Genomic DNA, 23018 nt, shown 5'->3' on the forward strand with positions numbered 1-23018 from the left:
GTACGGACGATCATGGGCTTCTCGACACTCTTCATCCGCCGGCCGATCGCCACCTCGCTCCTGATGGTGGCCATCCTGCTGCTCGGCATCCTGGGCTACCGGCAGTTGCCGGTGTCGGCGCTGCCGGAGATCGAGGCGCCCAGCCTGGTGGTGACCACGCAATACCCCGGCGCCAGCGCCAGCACCATGGCGGTGCTGGTGACCACGCCGCTGGAACGCCAGCTCGGGCAGATCTCCGGGCTCACCATGATGAGTTCGGATTCGTCGGCGGGCCTGTCCACCATCGTGCTGCAGTTCGCCATGAACCGCGACATCGACGTGGCCGCGCAGGACGTGCAGGCGGCGATCAACCAGGCGCGCGGCGTGTTGCCGGGCAACCTGCCGTATCCGCCGGTGTACAACCGGGTGAACCCGGCCGACGCGCCGATCCTCACGCTGTCGCTGCAGTCCGACAGCCGGCCGCTGCGCGACGTCAACGACCTGGCCGACTCCATCCTCGCGCAGAAGCTGTCGCAGGTGCCGGGCGTGGGCCTGGTGTCGATCGCCGGCAACGTGCGCCCGGCCGTGCGCATCCAGGTCAATCCGGCGCAGCTGTCCAACCTCGGCCTCACGCTCGAGGATGTGCGCAGCGCGCTCACCCAGGCCAACGTCAACGCGCCCAAGGGCACGTTGAACGGCAAGACGCAGAGCTACTCGATCGGCACCAACGACCAGCTCAGCGACGCCGCCGACTACAAGAACACCATCATCAGCTACAAGAACGGCGCGCCGGTGAAGCTTTCCGACGTGGCCAACGTGGTGGACGGCGTGGAGAACGACCAGCTCGCCGCCTGGGCCAACGGCAAGCCGGCGGTGCTGCTCGACATCCGGCGCCAGCCCGGCGCCAACATCGTGGAGACGGTGAAGCAGATCCGCGACATCCTGCCCGAGCTGCGCGCGGTGCTGCCGGCCGACGTGCACCTCAACGTGTTCGCCGACCGCACCATCACCATCCGCGCCTCGGTCGAGGACGTGCAGTTCACCCTGCTGCTGACCATCTTCCTGGTGGTGGCGGTGATCTTCGTGTTCCTGCGCCGGCTGTGGGCCACGGTGATCCCGTCGGTGGCGGTGCCGCTGTCGCTGCTGGGCACCTTCGGCGTGATGAGCTTCACCAGCATGTCGCTGGACAACCTCTCGCTGATGGCGCTGACCGTGGCCACCGGCTTCGTGGTGGACGACGCGATCGTGATGATCGAGAACATCGTGCGCTACATCGAGCAGGGCAAGAGCGGCAAGGAGGCGGCCGAGCTGGGCGCGAAGGAGATCGGCTTCACCGTGCTGTCGCTGACCGTATCGCTGATCGCGGTGTTCCTGCCGCTGCTGCTGATGCCCGGCGTCACCGGACGGCTGTTCCACGAGTTTGCCTGGGTGCTCACCATCGCGGTGGCGATCTCGATGCTGGTGTCGCTGACGCTGACGCCGATGATGTGCGCCTACCTGCTGCGGCCCGACCAGCTGCCCGAGGGCGAGGACGCGCACGAGCGCCACCTCGCCGCCGGCAAGCACACCGTGTGGTCGCGCACCGTGGGCCTGTACGAGCGCACGCTGGACTGGGTGCTCGACCACCAGAAGCTCACCATCCTGGTGGCCGCCGCCACCGTGGCCTTCACCGTGTTCCTGTACATCGTGATCCCCAAGGGCCTGCTGCCCGAGCAGGACACCGGCATGATTACCGGCGTGGTGCAGGCCGACCAGAACGTGGCCTTTCCGGCGATGGAACGGCGCACCCAGGCGGTGGCCGAGGCGCTGCGCCAGGACAAGGCCGTGGCCGGCGTGGCCGCCTTCATCGGCGCCGGCACGATCAACCCCACGCTGAACCAGGGCCAGCTCTCCATCGTGCTGAAGGATCGCGGCCAGCGCGACGGCCTGGACAAGATCCTGCCGCGCCTGCAGCACGCGGTGGCCGACATTCCCGGCGTGGCGCTGTACCTGAAACCGGTACAGGACGTGACGCTGGACAGCACCGTCGCGGCCACCGAATACCAGTACGCGCTGTCGGACACCAACACCGCCGAGCTGGCGCAGTACGCCACGCAGATGACCCATGCGCTGCGCCAGCAGCGCGCGCTGGCCGACGTGGACAACAACCTCGCCGACCAGGGCAACTCGCTCAAGCTCGACATCGATCGCGACAAGGCCTCGCGTCTGGGCGTGCCGGTGCAGACCATCGACGACACCCTGTACGACGCCTTCGGTCAGCGCCAGATCTCCACCATCTTCACCCAGCTCAACCAGTACCGCGTGGTGCTGGAGGTGGCGCCGTCGTTCCGCACCACCACCGGCCTGCTTGACCAGCTCACCGTGCGCGGCAACGGCAACGGCGCGCTCACCGGCTCCAACGCCACCAGCTTCGGCCAGCTGAAGTCCAGCAACTCGGCCACGCCGTCCGGTATCGGCAACACCGGCAACGTGGGCTTCCAGATCGGCGCCGGTGGCAGCATTCCGCTGTCCGCGCTGGCCAGCGCCAAGGTCACCAGCGCGCCGCTGGTCATCAGCCACCAGCAGCAGCTGCCGGCGGTGACGCTGTCGTTCAACGTGGCGCCGGGCTATTCGCTCTCCGACGCGGTGGACGCGATCCACCAGGCCGAGGCGCAGCTGAAATTCCCGCCGCAACTGCGCGGCGAGTTCATCGGCAAGGCGGCGGAGTTCTCCAACAGCCTGGGCGACGAGGTGCTCTTGCTGCTGGCCGCGATCATCGTGATCTACATCGTGCTGGGCGTGCTCTACGAGAGCTACATCCACCCGCTGACCATCATCTCCACCCTGCCGCCGGCCGGCGTGGGCGCGCTGCTGGCGCTGATCCTGTTCGGCATGGACCTGTCGGTGGATGGCATCGTCGGCATCGTGCTGCTCATCGGCATCGTGAAGAAGAACGCGATCATGATGATCGACTTCGCCATCGAGGCGCAGCGCAAGGGCATGAACGCGCGTGAGGCGATCCACCGCGCCTGCCTGCTGCGCTTCCGCCCGATCATGATGACCACCGCGGCGGCGATGCTGGGTGCGCTGCCGCTGGCGCTGGGCAACGGCATCGGCGCGGAGCTACGCCGGCCGCTGGGCGTCTCCATCGTCGGCGGCCTGTTGCTGTCGCAGCTCATCACGCTGTACACCACGCCGGTGATCTACCTGTACATGGAGCGCTTCCAGGAATGGCTGCGTGCACGTGGCGAACGCCGCGCGCTGGCGCGGGCGTGATGCTGTGTTCGCAGGAGCCCGCTGGCGGGCGATGAAGCCTTTCGCCAAGAGCCTCATCGCCCGCCAGCGGGCCCCTACCGAAAATCCGGTTTCTGCGCGAGGAGATTCAACCCTTCCGCCGCGCGCACGTTGAGTTGCTCATGAACCCCAGCTTCCGCCGCCGCTGCTCGCCCGTCGTCCATCGCGCAGGCTGTGCATGAACCTCTCCGGCGCCTTCGTCCGCCGTCCGATCGGCACCTCGCTGCTGGCCATGGGCGTGCTGGTGGTCGGCATGATCTGCTACGCGCTGCTGGGCGTCTCGGCGCTGCCGAACATGCAGTTCCCGGCGATCTTCGTGCAGGCCAGCGAGGCCGGCGCGGACGCGCAGACCATGGCCAGCACGGTGGCGGCGCCGCTGGAGCGGCACCTGGGCCAGGTGCCGGGCATCGAGACGATGCACTCGCACTCCTCCGAGGGCAGCACCTTCGTCTTCATGATGTTCAACAACGGCGTGAACCTCGATTCCGCCGCGCGCGACGTGCAGGCGGCGATCAACGCCGCGCTGCCCGACCTGCCGACCGGCCTGAACGGGGCGCCCAGCTACCAGAAGGCCAACCCGAACGACGACCCCGTCGTCGCCATCGCGCTGTCCTCGGCCACGCAGTCGCCGGCGGATCTCTACAACACCGCCGACACCCTGCTGGCGCAGCGCCTGCGCCAGTTGAAGGGCGTCTCCTCGGTGGACATCGCCGGCGCCGCCACGCCGGCGATCCGGGTGGACGTGAACCTGCGCGCGCTGAACGCCATGGGCATCTCGCCCGACGACCTGCGCAACGCGCTCACCGCCGCCAACGTCACCTCGCCGGAGGGTTTCCTCTCCAACGAGCACACCACCATGGCGGTCAGCTCCACCGCCCAGCTGCACAGCGCCGACGACTTCGCCAAACTCATCATCGCGATGAAGAACGGCACGCCGGTGCGCCTGTCCGATGTGGCGCGCGTCTACGCCGGCAGCCAGGACGCCTACCAGTCGGCCTCGTTCGGCGGCCAGCCGGCCATCCTCGTGTACGTGTACAAGAAATCCGACGCCAACGTGATCGCCACGGTGGACGAGGTGCGCGCGCAGCTGCCGGTGCTCAAGGGCTACCTGCAGCCCGGCACCACGATGACGCCGTTCTTCGACGACACGCCGACCATCCGCGCCTCGCTGCACGAGGTACAGGCCACGCTGTTGATCTCGCTGGCCATGGTGATCCTCACCATGGCGCTGTTCCTGCGCCGGCTCGCGCCCACCCTGATCGCGGCGGTGGCGGTGCCGTTGTCGCTGGCCGGCGGCTTCGTGGTGATGTACGTGCTGGGCTACACGCTGAACAACCTCACCCTGCTGGCGCTGGTCATCGCCATCGGCTTCGTGGTGGACGACGCCATCGTGGTGATCGAGAACATCATCCGCCACATCGACGCCGGCATGAGCCGGATGGACGCGACGCTGGCCGGCGCGAAGGAGATCGGCTTCACCATCGTCTCGATCACCGCCTCGCTGATCGCCGTGTTCATTCCGCTGCTGTTCGCCGGCGGCTACACCGGCATGTTCATGCACGATTTCGCGGTCACCCTGGTGGCCGCCATCGTGATGTCGGCGCTGACCTCGCTCACGCTTACGCCGGCGCTGTGCGGGCGCTTCCTCGGCGGTCACGCCGAAGCGGCCAAGCCATCGCGGCTCAGCCACGCGCTGGATCGCTTCCATGCCGGCATGCTGGCGCTCTACAGCCGCGCGCTGAATTTTTCCTTGCGTCACAAGCTCGCCTTCGCGCTGACCCCGCTCGCGCTGGTCGTGCTCACCTTCTTCCTGTTTGGTGTGGTGAAAAGCGGCTTGTTTCCGCCGCAGGACACCGGCCTGATCTGGGGCCGCGCCACCTCCAGCGCCACCGTCTCCTTCGCGCAGAGCGTGGATCGCATGCAGCGCCTCACCGACATGCTGCTGGCCGATCCCGACGTGGCCTCCGTGGGCACGCGCCTTGGCAGCAGCCGGCAAGGCACCAGCGGCTCGTTCAACATCGACCTCAAGACCCGCGAGCAAGGCCGCAAGGACGACACCTTCGCCGTGCTCGCGCGGCTCAGCGCGAAGGCCGCGAAATATCCCGACCTCGACCTGCGCCTGCGCCCGCTGCAAGACCTGCCCAGCGCGGGTGGCGGCGGCACCAGCCAGGGCGGCCAGTATCAGGTTGGCCTGCAAGGCAACAGCCTCGCCGAGCTGCAAGAGTGGCTGCCCAAGCTGGTGGCGCAGCTGAAGAAAAACCCCAGGTTGCAGGACGTGGGCAGCGACGTGGACGAGGGCGGCCTGCGCCAGAACGTCGTGATCGATCGCGGCACCGCCGCACGGCTGGGCGTCTCCATCGGCGCCATCGACGGCGCGCTGTACGACGCCTTCGGCCAGCGTCAGGTGTCCACCATCTACTCCGACATCAACCAGTACAAAGTGGTGGTGAACGCGCTGCCCAACCAGACCGCCACGCCGGCGGCGATCGACCAGGTCTACGTGCGCTCCAACGCCGGGCAGATGATTCCGCTCACTGCGCTGGCCAAGCAGGTGCCCGGCCTCTCGCCCAGCTCGATCACCCACGAAAACCAGCTGACCACGATGGACTTGAGCTTCAACCTCGCCCCCGGCGTGTCGATGGGCGAGGCCATGGCCATCGTGCAGAGCACCGTGGCCGGCATGCGTCTGCCCGGCGACATCAAGCTCAACATCGGCGGCGATTTCCGCCGCTTCCGCGAGATGCAGGGCGGCATGCTGTGGCTGGTGCTGGCGGCGGTGCTCACCGTCTACATCGTGCTGGGCATGCTCTACGAAAACCTGATCCACCCGGTGACCATCCTCTCCACCTTGCCGGCGGCGGGCGCGGGTGCGCTGCTCGCCTTGTGGATCACCGACACCGAGCTGTCGGTGATCGCGCAGATCGCCCTGGTGCTGCTCATCGGCATCGTGAAGAAGAACGCCATCATGATGATCGACTTCGCGCTGGTGGCCGAGCGCGAGCGCGGACTCAGCCCGCTGGAGGCCGCGCACGAAGCCTGCCTGGTGCGCTTCCGTCCGATCATGATGACCACCATGGTCGCGATCCTTGCCGCCGCGCCGCTGGCGATCGGCCTGGGCGAAGGCAGCGAGTTGCGCCGCCCGCTCGGCATCGCGCTGATCGGTGGCCTGCTCATCTCGCAGAGCCTCACCCTGCTGTCCACGCCGGCGTTGTACGTGGTGTTCTCCTGCCTCGGCGCACGCTGCAAGGCCTGGCGCGCGCGCCGCGCCACACCGGTGCGTGCGGCGTGAGAGCATCTGCTTGGCGACTCCGCTCGACCTGGTTGGTGGCGAGTCCCGGCAACCGTTCATCCATGGCCAGGTGAGCCACGCGCTGCCCGAATCCTTGTCCGCCCCGCAGGCGGCAGCTCCCGGAGGGAGCGGGAAAAGCTGGCTGCACATCGTCGCCAATCAGTTCCCCGTAAGATGACGCACCGGCGTCCGCCGGGTTGCCGGCAGGGGGCATGCAGCATGGTTCGGTTTTCGTCGCGTTACATGCGCAGTGGCGTGGTGCGGGTGGCCGCCGCGCTGGTCTTCCTCGCCGCTGCCTGGGTCACGGCGTGGCCGGAGCCGGAGCCGCTGCAGAAACTGTTCGTGCTGTCGCTGCTGTTGTGCGTCACCGGCCTGCTCTTTTGCGCCACTGCGCGGCTGGCCTTTGCCTTGCTCCTGGGCGGCGGCGCGTTCGCCGCGTTGCGCTTCATCTCCGACCTGAAGCTGCGCTACCTCGACACGCCGCTGATGCCGGCGGATTTCGTCTACTACCTGCGCTCCAGCCTGCTCGCCACGCTGCGCCACTACCCGCACCTGTACCTGCTCTCGGCCGGCGTGGCGCTGGGCACGCCGTTGCTGCTGATCCTGGCCTGGCGGCTGGATGGTCGCTGCCTTGCCGCGGCCAGTCGCGGCCGCGCGCTGGCCTGGCGGCTGGGCGGATCGCTGCTTGGCGTGCTGGCGTTCCTTGCGTGTCTGTCGGCCAGCGGGCCGTTCGGCCGGCTGCATCAGCGCAATGCCTGGGAGAAACTCTCCGACGACGCCCAGCTCACCAACTTCTTCGTCAATATCAGCGACGGCGGCGTGAGCCTGCCGGCCATGGCCGATGCGGCCAGTGCCGAGCGTGCCTTCGGCGATACCGCCAGCGGCCTGCCCGGCACGCGTCCACCGCCGTATCCGGACATCGTGCAGGTGCTGGAGGAAAGCACCTTCGATCCGGCCAGCTTCGCCGCCTGCGACGCGCCGGCCTGCAAGGCGGCGATGTTCCAGCGTGATGCGCGCACGCGCGGCCACGGCGTGCTGCGCACGCACACCTTCGGTGGCGGCACCTGGGTCAGCGAGTTCGCCGTGCACACCGGCCTGCCGCAGGACATCTTCGGCCCCGGCGGCATGTACGCGCCCTTCGTGCTGGCGCCGCACATGCGCGACACGCTGCCGGCCCTGCTGCGCAGGCTGGGCTACCTCACCATCGCGATCTATCCCACCAATGCGGATTTCCTCAACGGCCGCGACGCCTATCAGGCCTACGGTTTCGATCATCTCTACGGCGCCAGCGAGCTGGGCCTGGACGAGTGGGAGGAAACCGACGCGCAGATGTTCGCCGCCGCCAGGCGCGTCTACGACAAGGTGAAGAAACCCGGCCAGCCGGTGTTCGTGATGATCCTCACCATCAACCAGCATGGCCCGCACGACGACGAGCCGATGGCCAAGCTGGCCAAGCCCTTCCGCAACCTGCTGCACAGCCTGAAGGGCGACACCGCGCTGGATTTCGACACCTACCTCGCGCGGCTGCACGATTCGGACACGGCGATGAGCGCGCTGGAGCATGATTTCCTCGACCGCGAGCAGCCCACCGTGCTGGTGCACTTCGGCGACCACCAGCCCTCGTTCGACGGGCTGATCCAGACCCTGGCGCGCGTGCTGTCGCCTGCGCTGCGGGGCGAGCGCGACTACCTCACCTACTACATGGTCAAGAGCAACTTCGCCGGCCCGCCGCTGCCCACCTATCCCACGCTGGACATCGCCTACCTGCCCACCATGGTGATCCAGGCCGCCGGCCTCCCCGCCGACGCGTATTTTGCCGCCGCCACCCGCCTGCGCGACCGCTGCCAGGGCCGCTTCGACGACTGCCCGGACAAGGCCTTGCTGGGCGCGTACTACGGCTGGATCTTCGGCCGGCTGCATGTGTACGAATAAAGCGCTTGTGAGGGCTGATGCGCGGCCTTAAGGTACTCGCTGCATGTTTCGCAAGGGAAACTAACCGTGAGTACCGAAAAGACCGTGGATGAAGCCGCCGCGCAGCTGGGCATCAGCGTGCAGCGCGTGCGCACCTTGTGCCGTGAGGGCATGCTTGAGGCACGCAAGATCGGCACGACCTGGCTGCTGGATGCCGGCGGCGTAGATCGCTACGGCCTGACCAGCGCACATCGCGTCGCGGAAGATCACCCAACCTACGCCAACATCGGCGGCGGAAAGAAGCCGTTGGCATTGAGCTTCTTCTCTGGCGCCATGGGGCTGGATCTGGGCATCGAACGGGCGGGTTTCGACATCCGCCTCGCCTGCGAGTTCGACAAGTATTGCCGGCAGACGATTGCGCTCAATCGTCCACAAATGGCGCTGATCGGCGACATCAACGCCTACGGTTCCGACGAGATCCTCGACTACGCGGGCTTGAGTCGCGCGGATGACATCGACCTGATCGTGGGCGGCCCGCCGTGCCAGGCGTTCAGCACCGCCGGCAAGCGCCACGGCTTCAACGACGACCGCGGCAACGCCTTCCTCACCTATCTCGACATCGCGCTCGACCTCAGGCCCAGGTACCTCGTGATCGAGAACGTGCGCGGCCTGTTGTCCTGCCCGATGAACCACCGCCCGCACCATCTGCGTGGCGCGGATTACCCCGAACTTGAGCTGGACGAATTGCCGGGCGGCGCCTTGAACTTCGTGCTCAGCGTGATCGCCAGGGCCGGCTATGCGTACTCGTTCAACCTCTACAACGCCGCCAACTTCGGCACGCCGCAGGTACGCGAGCGGGTGGTGATCGTATGCGCGCGCGATGGCGTCAAGCCGCCGTACCTCGAACCCACGCACGCCGAAGGCGGGCAACACGGTCTGAAAAAATGGCGCACGTTCCGCCAGGCCGTGAAGGGGCTGGCGCAGCATCATCACCTGAGCTTTCCGGAGAAACGCCTGCGCTACTACCGCCTGCTCGCCGAAGGGCAGAACTGGCGCAACCTGCCCGACAAGCTGCAGCGCGAGGCGCTGGGCAAGTCCTATTTCGCCGGTGGCGGCAAGACCGGCTTCCTGCGCCGCCTTGCCTGGGACAAGCCGGCGCCGACCCTGGTCACCCACCCTGCCATGCCGGCCACCGACCTGGCGCACCCACAGGAGTTGCGTCCGCTCTCGGTGGAGGAATACAAGCGCGTGCAGGAGTTTCCCGACGGCTGGCAGTTTGCCGGCCCGCTGATCCAGCAATACAAGCAGATCGGCAACGCCGTGCCGGGTGGCTTGGGTCTGGCCATCGGCACCTTGGTGCGCAAGCTGCTGGAGAAAAGCGTGGTGCAAGCGCCGGCCGATTTCAGCTATTCGCGCTACCGCAACACCAGCGATGTGGCGTGGATGCAGGGCTTTGCCAGGCAGTCGGCAAACGGACGCCCTGCGGTGCAGCCCGGACTGTTCTGATCGTTACCGCAAGGCGTCGATCTGCGGGCGCGTCTCGGCGCCCACGCGCGCGGCGATGGCCAGCAGTTCCTCGTAGAAGCCGTCGCCGCCCAGCGTGTCCCAGTAGTCCTTGCCGATCAGCACGCACGCATCTTTCGCCATGTCGAAGATGCGCTTGGGCGGGCTCCAGCCGTAGTTGGCGCGGTGCTCGCCGTAAGGGTTGTAATACAGGCCGAAATAGACCTTTGCCGACGGCTCGGCCAGCTTGAGCTTGAGTAGGTCGCGTTTGGCCTCGGCGGTCTGGTCGATGTTCGGCTTGACTGTCTTGATACTCATGTAGTGGTTGATGCCACCGTGCTGCCACCACAGATCCGAGATCACGCGCTCGGGTTGGCTATCGTCGGCAGCGGCGTGTGCGTCACGCAGCGCGGCGACTGTGTCGTTCAGCGAGGGCACGGCGGCGCGTTTGCCGCGTTTGCCGCCGCGTAGACTGCTGATGTGATCGGCGATGGCGGTTAGCGCAGCGCTGGGGAGTGCAACTGTCGTCGCTTTCTGCGTCTGCGCCAACTGCGCACCGCCGGCTTCGGCGGCGACCCGAGAAACCTGCTCAATGACGCGCTGACCGAGCGAAGTGCTGAAGGATCGCTCGAAGCGGCTCCAGAACAGCGCCTGTTCGGAAAGTAGGGCGGCATGGAACGGGCGGTGAGTGTCTTCGGCCTCCAGCCGCCCGATCGTGTTCTTCACGCACTCGCGGAATTCCTTCTCAATGAATGCAATGTGCTCTTTTCGCATCGGTACGCTGTGGCGGCATTTGGTAGGTTGTCCTGACTGTACACGAAGAGTGATCGTCTAAGATCACCGCTGGTTCGCATACGAAGAGCGCGTCCCCAGGAGATAAGCATGCCGGCTTCTTCCGTGTCGCCGTCGTGGCGCGTCGCCGTCACGCTGGCCGCCAGCGCGGCCATCGTCGGCGCCTTGCTCGGCGCGCAGGTGCCGGCGTGGCTGTGGCTGCACTGGTGTGCCAAGCCGCTGGCGACGGCGTTGATCTTCGCGTTGGCGTGGCGGGCGCGGCCAGCGGTGTCGGGGCGTTATCGGCGGCTCGTGCTGACTGGTATCGCGGCATCACTGGCGGGCGATGTGTGTCTGATGCTGCCGGGCGATCTGTTCGTGCCGGGGCTGTTGTGCTTTCTCGTGGCGCACGGTTGTTTCATCGCGGCCTTCCTGGGCGACAGCCGTTTCGCGCGGCCGGTGTGGCCGCTGCTGGCGTGTCTTGCCTACGGCGCGGCGAACCTGATCTTGCTGTGGGACGCCATCGCGGCGTCGCTGCGGGTGCCGGTGCTGGTCTACGTGGCGGTGCTGGCAGCGATGGGCGCGCAGGCGCTGGTGCGCGGCCTGCGTGGCGATGCCGCCGCGAAGCTGGCGGCACGCGGCGCGCTGGTGTTCATGCTGAGCGACACGCTGCTGGCCTGGGATCGCTTTCGCGGCCCGCTGCCGCTGGCCAGCCTGTGGGTGCTGGCGACGTATTACCTGGCGTTGTGGTGGATCGCCCGCTCGGTGCGGCGCGCCATGCCCGAGGCATGACTGCCGGGCCATGACGGGGGTCGTCGATTCGTTATCATCGGTCGGTTTTCCAACGGGGATGCACCCATGGGTTTTCTGAGCCGGATGCTGCGGCACAAGTCCGTCGAGCAGTTGCAGGGCGAGGCGGGACGGCGCGGCGACTTCGGCCGCGTGCTGGGGCTGTGGCAGCTCACCGCCATCGGCGTGGGCGGCATCATCGGCGTGGGCATCTTCGTGCTGGCCGGCCAGCAGGCGGCGGCGAACGCCGGCCCGGCGGTGGCGCTGTCCTTCCTGATCGCGGGCGCCGGCAGCGCCTGTGCCGCGCTGTGCTATGCCGAGTTCGCCGGGCTGATCCCGGTCACCGGCAGCGCCTACACCTACGGCTACGCGGTGCTGGGCGAGTTCGTGGCATGGATCATCGGCTGGGATCTGCTGCTCGAATACGCGCTGGTGGTCGCGGTGGTTGCCATCGGCTGGTCGGGCTACGTGCAGGTGCTGCTGGCCTCGGCGGGCGTGCATCTGCCGGAGTGGGCGCAGCAGAGCATGAGCGCGCAGACCATGCACTATTACCTGCAGCAGATCTTCGGCGTGCACGGCGCCGCGGTGGCCGCGCCCAGCGACGGCCACCGCTTCAACGTGATCGCGGCCGGCGTGTCGCTGGCGGTGGCGCTGCTGCTCACCGTGCGCATGGAGTGGGGTGCGCGTTTCAACACGGTCATCGTGGCGATCAAGGTGCTGGGCGTGCTGCTGGTGATCGGCGTCGGCGCGTTCTACATCCACACGGTGAACTGGCATCCCTTCATCCCGGCGCGCATCGTCGATGCGCAGGGCGTGGGCCACTTCGGCTGGGCCGGCGTGCTCACCGGCGCCAGCGTGGTGTTCTTTGCGGTGTTCGGCTACGACACGCTGACCACCGCGGCGGAGGAGGCGAAGCATCCGCAGCGCGACCTGCCGCGCGCGGTGCTGCTGTCGCTGGCGGTGGCGATGGTGCTGTACATCGCGGTGTCGCTGGTGCTCACCGGCATCACCCACTACAGCAACCTCAGCGGCGACGCCTCGGTGTCGCAGGCGTTCGAGGCGATCGGCCTGCACTGGGTCGCCATCGCCATCGCGGTGGCGGCGGTGGTGGGTGTCACCAGCGTGCTGTTCGCCTTCATGCTGGGCGCGGCGCGCATCTGGTTCGCGCTGGCGCGCGACGGCCTGCTGCCGGCCTGGTTCGCCAAGGTCAGCCCGCGCTTCGGCACGCCGGCGCGGCCCACCGTGATCCTCGGCGTGTTCACCGCCGTGGTGGCGGGCCTGCTGCCGATCGGCGAGGTGGCCGAGCTGGTCAACATCGGCACGTTGTCCGCCTTCATCATCATCTGCAGCGCGGTGCTCACACTGCGCATCCGCAAGCCCGAGCTGCCGCGCAGCTTCCGCATGCCGGCCATCGCGCTGTTCGCGCCGCTGGGCGTGGCCTTCTCGCTGCTGCTGATCTTCGGCGTGCCGTGGCTGGATGCCGGCGGCTGGCAGCGCATCGGCGGCCTGCCCGCGATCACCTTCGAGCGCTTCGTGATCTGGATGGCGCTGGGCTGCCTGATCTATTTCGGCTACGGCATGTGGCACAGCAAGCTGGAGGCCGACCGGCCGTAAGGCGGCGGGCAGGGATGACCGCCGGTTTCTTCCTGGAATGGCGCGAGTTTGCCCAGCACGCGCTGGATACCCTGCTGCCGCGTCGCCGTGCGCTGGATGAGCTGCGTGCCCGCTGGGGCCGGCCCGGCGAAAAGCACGAGCCGCTCGCGGCGCGCTGGTTCGAGCTGACGCGCGGCGACGCGGCCGGCGTGGACGACAAGACCTGGGCCGATCTGGAGTGGCCGCGCCTGTTCGAGCGTTTGGATACCACAGTGACGCCGCTTGGCAGCCAGGCCTTGCATCGGCTGCTGCGAGAGTACGTGGACGACCCCGCCGAGTTGGCGGCGCGCCATGCCCTGCATCAGCGCTTGCGCGACGATGCGCCGCTGCGCGAACGCCTGCAGTCCGTGTTGTTGCGATTGAGCGCGCCTGTGCATGGGCATGTGGCCGACATCCTGTTTGGCGAGAGGCCGGCACCGACGTCGCAGCGGTGGCTGTTTGGCCTGTGGGGCCTGCTTTCGCTGCTGCCGTTGGCGGGCCTGCTGCTGCGCGGCTGGTCAACATCATGCTGGTGTTCCGCTTCAGCTGGCGGCAAATGCGCGAGATGGAGCGAGTGGATGCTTGCCTGCACCTGCTGGGTGTGGCCGATGCGCTGACCACCGTGCGCGAAGGCGGGACAAGCTTGCCGATGCTGGCGCGCTTGCGTGCCGAGCGCATGGCGCGCGATACGGCGCGACGCCCGCTGTGGCTGCTGCGGGTATGTAAGCGTGAGCCGGTGTCCTGGTTCATGCCATGGTTGAACCTCGTCTGCCTGCTCGAACTCAACGTACACCTGTGGTCGGTGGATCGCTTCTTCGCCCAGCGCCAACGCCTGCGCGCCAGCTTTGCCGAGGTAGCGCGGCTCGACGCGGCCACCGCGCTGGCGTCGGCACTGGAGCTGTATCCGCGGCATTGCGCGCCGCAGCTCGCCACGACACCCACGCTCTCCATCGACGAAGGTCGTCATCCGTTCCTGCCCGAGGGTGTGGCCAACACGATCCAGCTGGATGGCCGGGGCGTGCTGGTGACCGGCTCCAACATGGTCGGCAAGACTACCTTCGTGAAGATGCTGGCGATCAACGCCATCCTCGGTCGCACCGCCGGCTTCTGCCTTGCCACGCGCGCCGTGCTGCCGGCGCTGCCGGTACGTGCGGTGGTGCATGGCGAGCAGGGCGTGGCCAGTGGCAGAAGCCGCTACTTTGCCGAGATCGACGCGATCCGAGGCTTCCTCGATACGGATGCCCAGACCGGTGGCCTGTTCGTGCTGGATGAACCCTTCAGTGGCACCAATACCGTGGAGCGCATCGCCATCGCGGCGGCCGTACTGCGTGCACTTGGCGAGCACTCGCTGGTGCTGGTCACCACCCATGACGTGGAGCTGCAGGCCCTGCTGGGCGAGCGCTACCTGCTATGCCATTTTCAGGAGAGCCCCGACGTGGAAGGGTTCTACGATTACCGCTTGCATCCCGGTGCGGCGACCCAGCGCAATGCGATCCGCCTGCTGGAGCGCGTGGGTTTTCCGCCCGCCATCGTGGGCGCGGCGCTGGCACAGGTGGCCGGGCACGACGCGGACTGAGCCGCGCGATCCCGCTACGGCTCAGCCCATGCGGGCGAACAGGCTGCCGTGGGCGGGCAGGCGCAGGCGTTCGCCGTGCAGCGTGCCGGCGGCGAGGCCGTGGCCTTCGAGCAGTTGCAGCGGCTCGCCCGGCGGCGGTGCGAACTCCACCGGCGCGGCGGCGAGGTTGAACACGGCCAGCACGCGCTCGTCGCCCCAGTGGCGCACGAAGGCGAGTACGGGCTCGGGGGTATCGAGGAAGCGGATGTCGCCGAGGCGCAGCGCGGGCTGGCTGCGCCGCCAGCGCAGGAAACGGCGGAAACCGTTGAGCGCCGAAGCGGGATCGGTCTGTTGCCGGGCGATGTTCAGGGCGAGGTGTTCCGGCGGCACCGGCAGCCACGGCGTGGCGCGGCTGAAGCCGGCATGCGGCGCATCGCTCCACGGCATCGGCGTGCGGCAGCCGTCGCGGCCCTTGAACTCGGGCCAGAACGCGATGCCGTAGGGATCGCGCAGCGCCTCGAACGGCAATTCGGCTTCGGTGAGGCCGAGCTCCTCGCCCTGGTACACGCATACCGAGCCGCGCAGCGAGCAGGCCAGCGCGCTGAGCTGGTTGGCCAGCATGGGCGAAGCCTCGCCGCGGCCCCAGCGGCTGAGCACGCGTTTCACGTCGTGGTTGGAGATGGCCCAGCATGGCCAGCCCTCGTCCATCCGCGCTTCCTGCGCGCGCACGGTGGCGCGGATATGGCCGGCGCTGCCGTCGTCGGTGAGCAGCTCGAAGCTGTAGCCCATGTGCAGGCGGTGGCCGCTGGTGTAGTCGGCCATGGTGGCGAGCGAATCCTCCGAAGAGATTTCTCCCAGCGCGACGGCGCCGGGGTAGCGGTCCATCAGCGCGCGCAGGTCTTCGAGGAAGCCGAGGTTTTCCAGCTGGGTGTTGTTGTGCCAGTGGTACTGGAAGGCGTAGGGGTTGGCCGCGCTGAAACCGCGGCCGTTGCGCTCGGCCGCGGGCTTGGCCGGATTGTCGCGCAAGCGGGCGTCGTGGAAGCAGAAGTTGATGGAGTCGAGGCGGAAGCCGTCCACGCCGCGCTCCAGCCAGAAACGCAGGTTGTCCAGCACCGCCGCGCGCACGGCGGGGTGGTGGAAGTTGAGGTCGGGCTGCTGGTGCAGGAAGTTGTGCAGGTAATACTGGCCGCGACGCGGCTCCCAGCGCCAGGCCGGGCCGCCGAAGATCGACAGCCAGTTGTTCGGCGGCGTGCCGTCGGCCTTGGCGTCGGCCCACACGTACCAGTCGGCCCTGGGGTTGTCGCGGCTCTGCCGGCTTTCCTTGAACCAGGCATGTTCCATCGACGTGTGGCTGGGCACCTGGTCGATGATGACCTTGAGCTGGCGCGCATGCGCCTCGCGCAGCAGGGTGTCGAAGTCGGTCAGCGTGCCGAACAGCGGATCGACGTCGCAGGGATCGGCGATGTCGTAGCCGAAGTCGGCCATTGGCGAACGGAAGAACGGCGAGACCCAAATCGCGTCCACGCCCAGTGCGGCCACGTAGTCGAGCCGCGCGACGATACCGGGCAGGTCGCCCACGCCATCGCCGTTGGTGTCGAGGAAACTGCGCGGGTAGATCTGGTAGATGACGGCGCCGCGCCACCACGGTGTGTCGGTCATTGCGTAACCCCATGCGTGCGCCGGGCGGCGCTCCCGCCGCCCGCGAGCGAGCTGCCAGCTTAGTGGCAGGGTCGGCACGCACCGAACCCCGCTGCATACGTATTCATGCGTGCTGCATGCGCGTCATGCGCGGCATGTAAATGGACGTCCAAATGATTTTCCCATGGATGGCAAAGCGCGCCGTGGCGCGGTTCGGGCCGGTGCGGCGCGCCGCCGCGGGGTGCCTGGCGCAGGCTTGTTGCGTCGCGGCATCCGCGTCATGTGCCCGTCATGAATACGTATGCACGGATCGTGCACGCCGCGTGCGGCGCCATACCATCGAATCACGCGGTGGCAGTTGCGCCGGATCGAACCGGTGGCCTGCAACAGGGATCGCGAATGCCGCGCACCGCCCAAACACCATCGCAGACTTTTTTCGTGGGGAGACGAGAACCATGCAACTCAATCGCAATGTGCTGGCGCTGGCGTTGATCGCCGCCGGCCTCGGTTTCACCGCCAGCGCGGCCGCGCAGCAGGCCACGCCGGATCAGACCCAGAGCAGCAGCCAAGGCGCCGGGTCCAGCAAGGACGGCAAGAGCGCCGACAAGGACAAGCGCGAGGCGAAGAAGATGGAAGCCGTGCAGGTGAACGGCTTCATCAGTTCGATCGAGAACTCCACGGCGCTCAAGCGCAATGCCGACACCATCGTCGAGGCGGTGTCGGCCGAGCAGGTGGGCAAGCTGCCGGGCGTCTCCATCGCCGACGCGCTGGGCCGCCTGCCGGGCCTCGCGGTGCAGACCCTGAACGGTCGCCCGCAGGTGCTTTCCATCCATGGCCTGGGCCCGGATTTCTCCACCGCCCTCATCAATGGCGGCCAGCAGGTTTCCACCTCGAACAACCGCGACGTGCAGTTCGACCAGTATCCCGCCAGCTGGTTCGACAACGTGGTGGTGCACCTTTCGCCGGAGGCCGACCTGATCGGCCAGGGGCTGGCCGGCACGGTGGACATGCACACCATCCGCCCGCTGGACAAGCAGGGCATGGAAGCGGCGGTGAACGCGCACTACATCTGGAACAGCCTGTCGCAGCTGGCGCCGGGCAAGGGCGTGAGCAACACCGGCCGCAACGTCAACGGCGTGTGGGTCGACCAGTTCGCCGACCACACCATCGGCGTGACGCTGGGCGTGGATCTGGAAGACAGCCCCTCGCAGATCGAGCATCAGGCGCCGTGGGGCTATCCCACCGATGCCAATGGCAACTACGTGATCGGCGGTTCGAAGAACTACGGCATGACCGACTCGATGAAGCGCAACGGCATGCTCGCCACCGTGCAGTGGCAGCCGAATGAAAGCTATACCGGCTCGCTCGACCTCACCTACGACAACTTCAAGGAAACCCAGCAGGCCAAGGGCATGGAGTTTCCGCTGCTGTGGGGCGGTGCTCCGCTGCAACCGGGCGGCACCGTGCAGAACGGCATGATTACCAGCGGCACCTACACCGGCGTGGTGCCGGTGATCCGCAACGACTACAACAGCACCAGCGCGCGCGTCTACAACGTCAACTTCGACAACCAGTTCACCTTGAACGAAAACTGGACGATCGACGCCGATGCCAACTACTCGCGTGCCACCAACCGGAGCGTGGGCCTGGAGAGTTACTCCGGCACGGGCTACAACAAGACCGGTGCCAGTGACACGGTGGGCTTCAGCGAACTCGGCAACGATCAGTTGTGGCTCGACCCCTCCCTGGACTACACCCAGGGCGTGGTGCTGACCGATCCGCAGGGCTGGGGCGGCAACAACGTGGTGCAGGCGGGTTTCATCAATGCACCGCGCACGGTGGACTATCTCGCCAACCTGCGCCTGGCCGTCACCCGCAGCTTCGCCAGCGGCCCGTTCTCCAGCATGGAATTCGGCCTCGCGCACAGCACGCGCAACAAGACCTACCACACCGATCAGAGCTACCTCACGCTTGGCGGCGGGTTGCTCAGCAGCGGCAATGCCGTGACGAGCGCGCCGATCCAGGGCGGCACCAGCTGCGACCCGCTGGCCTGGATGGGCGTGGGCCCGCAACTCTGCTACGACCCGTTCGCACTGATCGCCAACGGCACGCTCGTCAATGTGCCGACGTTTGCTTCCAATACCGGCAGCACGCCGCCGGACTGGCAGGTGCGCGAGAAGATCTTCACCCCCTACGTGCAGTTCAACCTGGAGACCTACCTCGGCAATGTCAGCCTGCGTGGCAACTTCGGCGTGCAGATGCAGCACGTCTCGCAGCGCGGCATCGGTGAGCGCCAGGCACCGGGCAGCGGCAATATCGGCAATCAGATCAGCCTGATTCCGGTCACGGCCAGCGCCAGCTACAACAAGATCCTGCCCAGCGCCAACCTGATCTTCGGCTTCACCGACAACGACGATCTGCGTTTCAGCGCGGCGCGCACCCAGGCCCGCCCGCGCATGGATCAGATGAACGCCAGCCTCGCGGTGAGCGGCAACATCACCCACCTGCCGTCCACCGATCCGAACACGGCCTATTTCAGCGCCTCGGGCGGCAATCCCAGGCTCAAGCCGACCATGGCCGACAACTACAACGTGAGCTACGAGCACTACTTCTCCGGCGGCAACAACTACCAGTGCAAGGGCGCCGACAAGAAGAACACCGAGCTGTGCAACGGTGGTGGCGGTTATGTCGCGGTGTCGGGCTACTTCGTCGGCCTGCACGACTACATCAACCCGAACTCGTCCTACCTGTACGACTTCAGCTCCTTCCTGCCGTACCAGCTGTCGCCGGCGCAGGTGACCCAGCTGGGCACGCCGCTGGGCGTGGTCTCCGGCCCGATGAACGATGGCCGTGGCTACGTGAAGGGCGTGCAGGTCACCTTGAACCTGCCGTTCAACCTGCTCGCCCCGGTGCTGGATGGCTTTGGCACCGTGCTCACCGGCAGCCGCACCAGAAGCTCGCTGGTGTATCCGGGCAATGCCACGCCGATCACCGTGCCCGGCCTGTCCAAGTGGGTGGCCAACGGCACGCTGTACTACCAGCACAGCGGCTTCGAGGCGCGCGTGAGCGACAACTATCGCTCGGATTTCCTGGGTGAGGTGTCGGGCATCAGCGCCACCCGTGTGGAGCAGTACCTGAAGGGCGGCAGCAGCTTCGACGCGCAGGTCAGCTACACCTTCGACAGCGGCACCTTCAAGGGCCTCACCCTGATCGCGCAGGGCTCGAACCTGTCGAACAAGATCTTCACCACCTACCAGAACAAGGACCCGCGCCAGGTGCAGATGTGGGAAATGTACGGTCGTCGCTACGATATTGGCGTCTCGTACAAGTTCCAGTAAGCGGCGCCGCGCCCCTGGTGTAACTCCCCGTCCCCCGCTGCGTGCAAACCGGCGGGGGCTTTTTTTCCACGGTGACGACATGAACGACTCGCGCATACGGCATGTGGTGATCCTCGGCGGCGGCACCGCCGGCTGGCTGGCGGCGGCGCTGCTGGCGCGTGCGCTGGGCGAGCAGATCACGATCAAGGTGGTGGAATCGGCGACGATCGGCACCGTCGGCGTGGGCGAGGCGACCATCCCGCAGATCCAGCACGTCAACCGCTTCCTCGGCATCGACGAGGACGACATGTTGCGTGCCGTGCACGGCACCTTCAAGCTCGGCGTGCAGCTCAACGACTTCACCCGCGTGGGCGAGTCCTATCTCCATGCCTTCGGCGACCTCGGCCTGCCGCTGGGGCTGTCGCCGTTCCACCATTACTGGCTGCGCGCCGTGCAGGGACGCACCCGTGCCGCGAACGCAGGCGACGGCAGGGATGCCGGAGATAGAGCCATGCCGGGAGCAGTTGCCGAATGCGCAGGAGCGGCCAGCCGCGGACAGCCCGGCGCGCCGGACTTGTGGGCGTATTCGCTGAACGCCGCCGCCGCCGCGCAGAACCGCTTCGCGCGCATCGACGCGGTGCCGAACAGCCCGCTGGGCGGCCTCCGCTACGCCTACCATTTCGACGCCGCGCTCTACGGCCAGTACCTGCGCCAGCGCATCGCGCCCGGCGTGGTCGAGCGCATCGAGGGCAAGGTGGTGGACGTGCGCCTGCGCGCGCACGACGGCTTCATCGAATCGCTGAAGCTGGACAACGGCGATGCGGTGGAGGGCGATTTCTTCATCGACTGCTCCGGCTTCCATGGCCTGCTGATCGAAGGCGCGCTCAAGGCCGGCTACGAAAACTGGCAGCACTGGCTGCCGTGCGACCGCGCGCTGGCCGTGGGCAGTGCGCCGGGCGGTTTGATGCGCCCCTATACGCAGGCCAGCGCGCGCAGCGCCGGCTGGCAGTGGCGCATCCCGCTGCAAAACCGCACCGGCAACGGCCACGTGTATTGCAGCCAGTTCATCAGCGACGACGAGGCCGCCGCGCAACTGCTGGCGAACCTGGAAACCGAAGCGCTGGGCGATCCGCGTCCGCTGCGCTTCGTCACCGGCATGCGCAAGCTGGCGTGGAAGGGCAATTGCCTCGCGCTGGGCCTCGCCGCCGGCTTCATGGAGCCGCTGGAATCGACCAGCATTCATCTGGTGCAGACGGGCGTGAACCGGCTGCTGGCGATGTTCCCCGACCGCCATTGCGATGCCGCGCTGGTGGACGAATACAACCGCCAGACACGCTTCGAGTACGAGCGCGTGCGCGATTTCCTGATCCTGCACTACAAGGCCACCGAACGCACCGACACGCCGTTCTGGCAGCGCTGCGGCGCGATGGAGATTCCCGCGGCGCTGGCCCGCCGCATCGAACTGTTCCGCCGCAGCGGGCTGATCTTCCGCGACGGCGAGGAGCTGTTCACCGAGACCGGCTGGCTGCAGGTGCTGCTGGGGCAGGGCATCGAACCGGCCAGCCACCATCCGCTGGCCGACGAACTCGATGCGCGCAAGCTCGACCAGTTCCTCGCCGACATCCGCACCCTGGTCGGCCGCACGGCGAACGCGCTGCCCGCGCACCGCGACTACGTGGGACGCTACTGCAGCACGCCCGCACCCGCGACCGTGATGGAGGCTTCATGACGCCCCGACTGCTGCGACTCGCCCACCTGCTCGCTGCCGCCCTGCTGGCCGCGCCCGGCGCCTGCGCCGCGTCCGCCACCGCGCCCACCACGGCCACGGCGCCAGCACCCTCCGACACCTACTACGAGATCTTCGTGCGCAGCTGGGTCGACACCAATGGCGATGGCGTGGGTGACTTGAACGGTGTCACCGCGAAGCTCGACTACCTGAAATCGCTGGGCGTGGACGGCATCTGGCTGATGCCGATCAACCCCTCGCCCAGCTACCACGGCTACGACATCACCGACTACGAGGCGATCAACCCGCAGTACGGCACGATGGCCGACTTCGAGCGCCTGGTGAAGGAAGCGCACCAGCGCGGCATCAAGGTGGTGCTGGATCTGGTCATCAACCACAGCAGCGACCAGTCGCCGTGGTTCAAGGCCGCGCAGAACCCGCGCAGCCCGTACCACGGCTGGTACAGCTGGGCCACACCCGCCACCGATCTCAAGCAGGTCAGCGCCACCGGCGGCCCGCTGTGGCATGCGGCGGCTGGTGGGCAGCCGGCTTCAAAACAACACTATCTCGGCGTGTTCACCGCCGAGATGCCCGACCTCGACTACGACAACCCCGCCGTGCGCGCCGCGATGGTGAAGGTGGGCCGCTTCTGGCTGGACAAGGGCGTGGACGGCTTCCGCCTCGACGCCGCGCAGCACATCTACGACGACAGCGAAACCGACGTGGACAGCCCGCTCGCGCTCAAGGAGAACCTCGCCTGGTGGCGCGAATTCCACCAGGGCATCGACCGCTCGAACCCGCAGGCCTGGCTGGTCGGCGAGGTGGCGCGGCACAACCCCGACGAGTTGGTGCCGTGGCTGGGCGCGCTGGACGCGGTGTTCAACTTTCCGCTGGCCACGCGGCTGATCGACAGCGCGAAGGAAGAGCGCGACCGCGACCTCGGCGCCACGCTGCAGCGCATGAGCGACGCCTACCGCGCCGCCGCGCAAGGTCGCTTCGACGACGCGCCCTTCCTGTCCAACCACGACCAGGAACGCGTGATGAGCCAGCTGGCCGACAATCCCGCGCACATGCGCACCGCTGCCGCGATGCTGCTCACGCTGCCCGGCCATCCCTTCGTCTACTACGGCGAGGAGCTCGGCATGCGCGGCGGGAAGCCCGACCCGCAACTGCGCGAACCGATGCGCTGGTATCGCGCCGGCAAGGGTGATGGCGAAACCACGTGGGAAGGCTGGAGCGCGGGCGACGGCCCGGCGGTGTCGGTCGAGGCCGAGCAGGCCGATCCCGCCTCGCTGCTGAACTGGTATCGCATGCTGATCCACTGGCGCCGCGATGTCCCCGCGCTGCGCGACGGCGTGCTGCGCAACTGGCGTCAAGCCGGTGCGCAAGTCGCCGCGTGGGAGCTGGACGATGCGCACGGCGACGTGCTGGTGCTGCACAACCTCTCGGGCCAGAAGCAGACGGTGGCACTGCCCGCGCAGCGCTTCCGCAAGCTGCTCAAGCACAGCCTGCCCGATACCCGCATCGCCGACGGCAAGCTGCAACTGCCCGCCTACGGCAGCGCGATCCTGAATTCCGATTGACGACGACATGCCGCCAGAGACTCCGTTCATGCTGAGCGTCGGCCCGCAGGGC

13 protein-coding genes are annotated in these 23018 nt (G+C 67.5%); 11 read left to right on the plus strand and 2 right to left on the minus strand.

All coding sequences use genetic code 11. The features are described from left to right. The first annotated feature begins 12 nt into the window (after window positions 1–12). From AC3WQA_RS11290 to AC3WQA_RS11305, 4 genes are all read left to right on the plus strand, one after another. Entirely contained in the window at window positions 13–3234 is a 3222-nt protein-coding gene (locus tag AC3WQA_RS11290; RefSeq protein WP_492675148.1) for an efflux RND transporter permease subunit, read from the plus strand. Window positions 3235–3430: 196 nt separating this feature from the next. Further along, window positions 3431–6541: an efflux RND transporter permease subunit gene (locus AC3WQA_RS11295; RefSeq protein ID WP_492675149.1), complete on the plus strand. Its 3111-nt coding sequence runs from the start codon at window positions 3431–3433 to the stop codon at window positions 6539–6541. Window positions 6542–6760: 219 nt separating this feature from the next. Further along, window positions 6761–8473 (plus strand): sulfatase-like hydrolase/transferase, encoded by a 1713-nt coding sequence (locus tag AC3WQA_RS11300; RefSeq protein WP_492675150.1) that lies wholly within the window; start codon window positions 6761–6763, stop codon window positions 8471–8473. Between the two features lie 66 nt (window positions 8474–8539). Then, on the plus strand, window positions 8540–9958 hold the full coding sequence (locus tag AC3WQA_RS11305) for a DNA cytosine methyltransferase (RefSeq protein ID WP_492675151.1): 1419 nt from the start codon (window positions 8540–8542) through the stop codon (window positions 9956–9958). Window positions 9959–9961: 3 nt separating this feature from the next. Here the strand turns inward: AC3WQA_RS11305 and AC3WQA_RS11310 are convergent, their stop codons facing one another. Then, window positions 9962–10729 (minus strand): TdeIII family type II restriction endonuclease, encoded by a 768-nt coding sequence (locus AC3WQA_RS11310; RefSeq protein WP_492675152.1) that lies wholly within the window; start codon window positions 10727–10729, stop codon window positions 9962–9964. Window positions 10730–10837: 108 nt separating this feature from the next. Between AC3WQA_RS11310 and AC3WQA_RS11315 the strand changes: the two genes are divergently transcribed. The 4 genes from AC3WQA_RS11315 (at window position 10838) to AC3WQA_RS11330 (ending at window position 14723) form a co-directional block, all read left to right on the plus strand. Beyond that, complete coding sequence (locus tag AC3WQA_RS11315) at window positions 10838–11518, plus strand: lysoplasmalogenase (RefSeq protein ID WP_492675153.1); 681 nt, start codon at window positions 10838–10840, stop codon at window positions 11516–11518. A 66-nt stretch (window positions 11519–11584) separates the two neighbouring features. Beyond that, window positions 11585–13129, plus strand: a complete 1545-nt coding sequence (locus AC3WQA_RS11320; RefSeq protein WP_492675154.1) for an amino acid permease — start codon at window positions 11585–11587, stop codon at window positions 13127–13129. A 14-nt stretch (window positions 13130–13143) separates the two neighbouring features. Next, the gene (locus AC3WQA_RS11325) at window positions 13144–13764 is read left to right on the plus strand and encodes a hypothetical protein (RefSeq protein ID WP_492675155.1); all 621 of its coding nucleotides are present in this window, start codon (window positions 13144–13146) and stop codon (window positions 13762–13764) included. Beyond that, window positions 13674–14723 (plus strand): MutS-related protein, encoded by a 1050-nt coding sequence (locus AC3WQA_RS11330; RefSeq protein ID WP_492675156.1) that lies wholly within the window; start codon window positions 13674–13676, stop codon window positions 14721–14723. The genes AC3WQA_RS11325 and AC3WQA_RS11330 overlap by 91 nt, the downstream gene beginning before the upstream one ends. Window positions 14724–14744: 21 nt before the next feature. Here AC3WQA_RS11330 and AC3WQA_RS11335 read toward each other — a convergent pair whose 3' ends face one another. After that, entirely contained in the window at window positions 14745–16361 is a 1617-nt protein-coding gene (locus AC3WQA_RS11335; protein ID WP_492675157.1) for an alpha-glucosidase family protein, read from the minus strand. 434 nt (window positions 16362–16795) lie between these two features. Here AC3WQA_RS11335 and AC3WQA_RS11340 point away from each other — a divergent pair, with 434 nt between their 5' ends. From AC3WQA_RS11340 to AC3WQA_RS11350, 3 genes are all read left to right on the plus strand, one after another. Next, window positions 16796–19678: a TonB-dependent receptor gene (locus AC3WQA_RS11340; RefSeq protein WP_492675158.1), complete on the plus strand. Its 2883-nt coding sequence runs from the start codon at window positions 16796–16798 to the stop codon at window positions 19676–19678. A 79-nt stretch (window positions 19679–19757) separates the two neighbouring features. Beyond that, window positions 19758–21386 (plus strand): tryptophan halogenase family protein, encoded by a 1629-nt coding sequence (locus tag AC3WQA_RS11345; RefSeq protein ID WP_492675159.1) that lies wholly within the window; start codon window positions 19758–19760, stop codon window positions 21384–21386. Continuing rightward, the gene (locus tag AC3WQA_RS11350; RefSeq protein ID WP_492675160.1) at window positions 21383–22966 is read left to right on the plus strand and encodes an alpha-amylase family glycosyl hydrolase; all 1584 of its coding nucleotides are present in this window, start codon (window positions 21383–21385) and stop codon (window positions 22964–22966) included. Before AC3WQA_RS11345 ends, AC3WQA_RS11350 begins: the two co-directional genes overlap by 4 nt. Window positions 22967–23018: the final 52 nt, after the last annotated feature.

The organism is Rhodanobacter sp. FW106-PBR-R2A-2-24 (assembly GCF_058789615.1).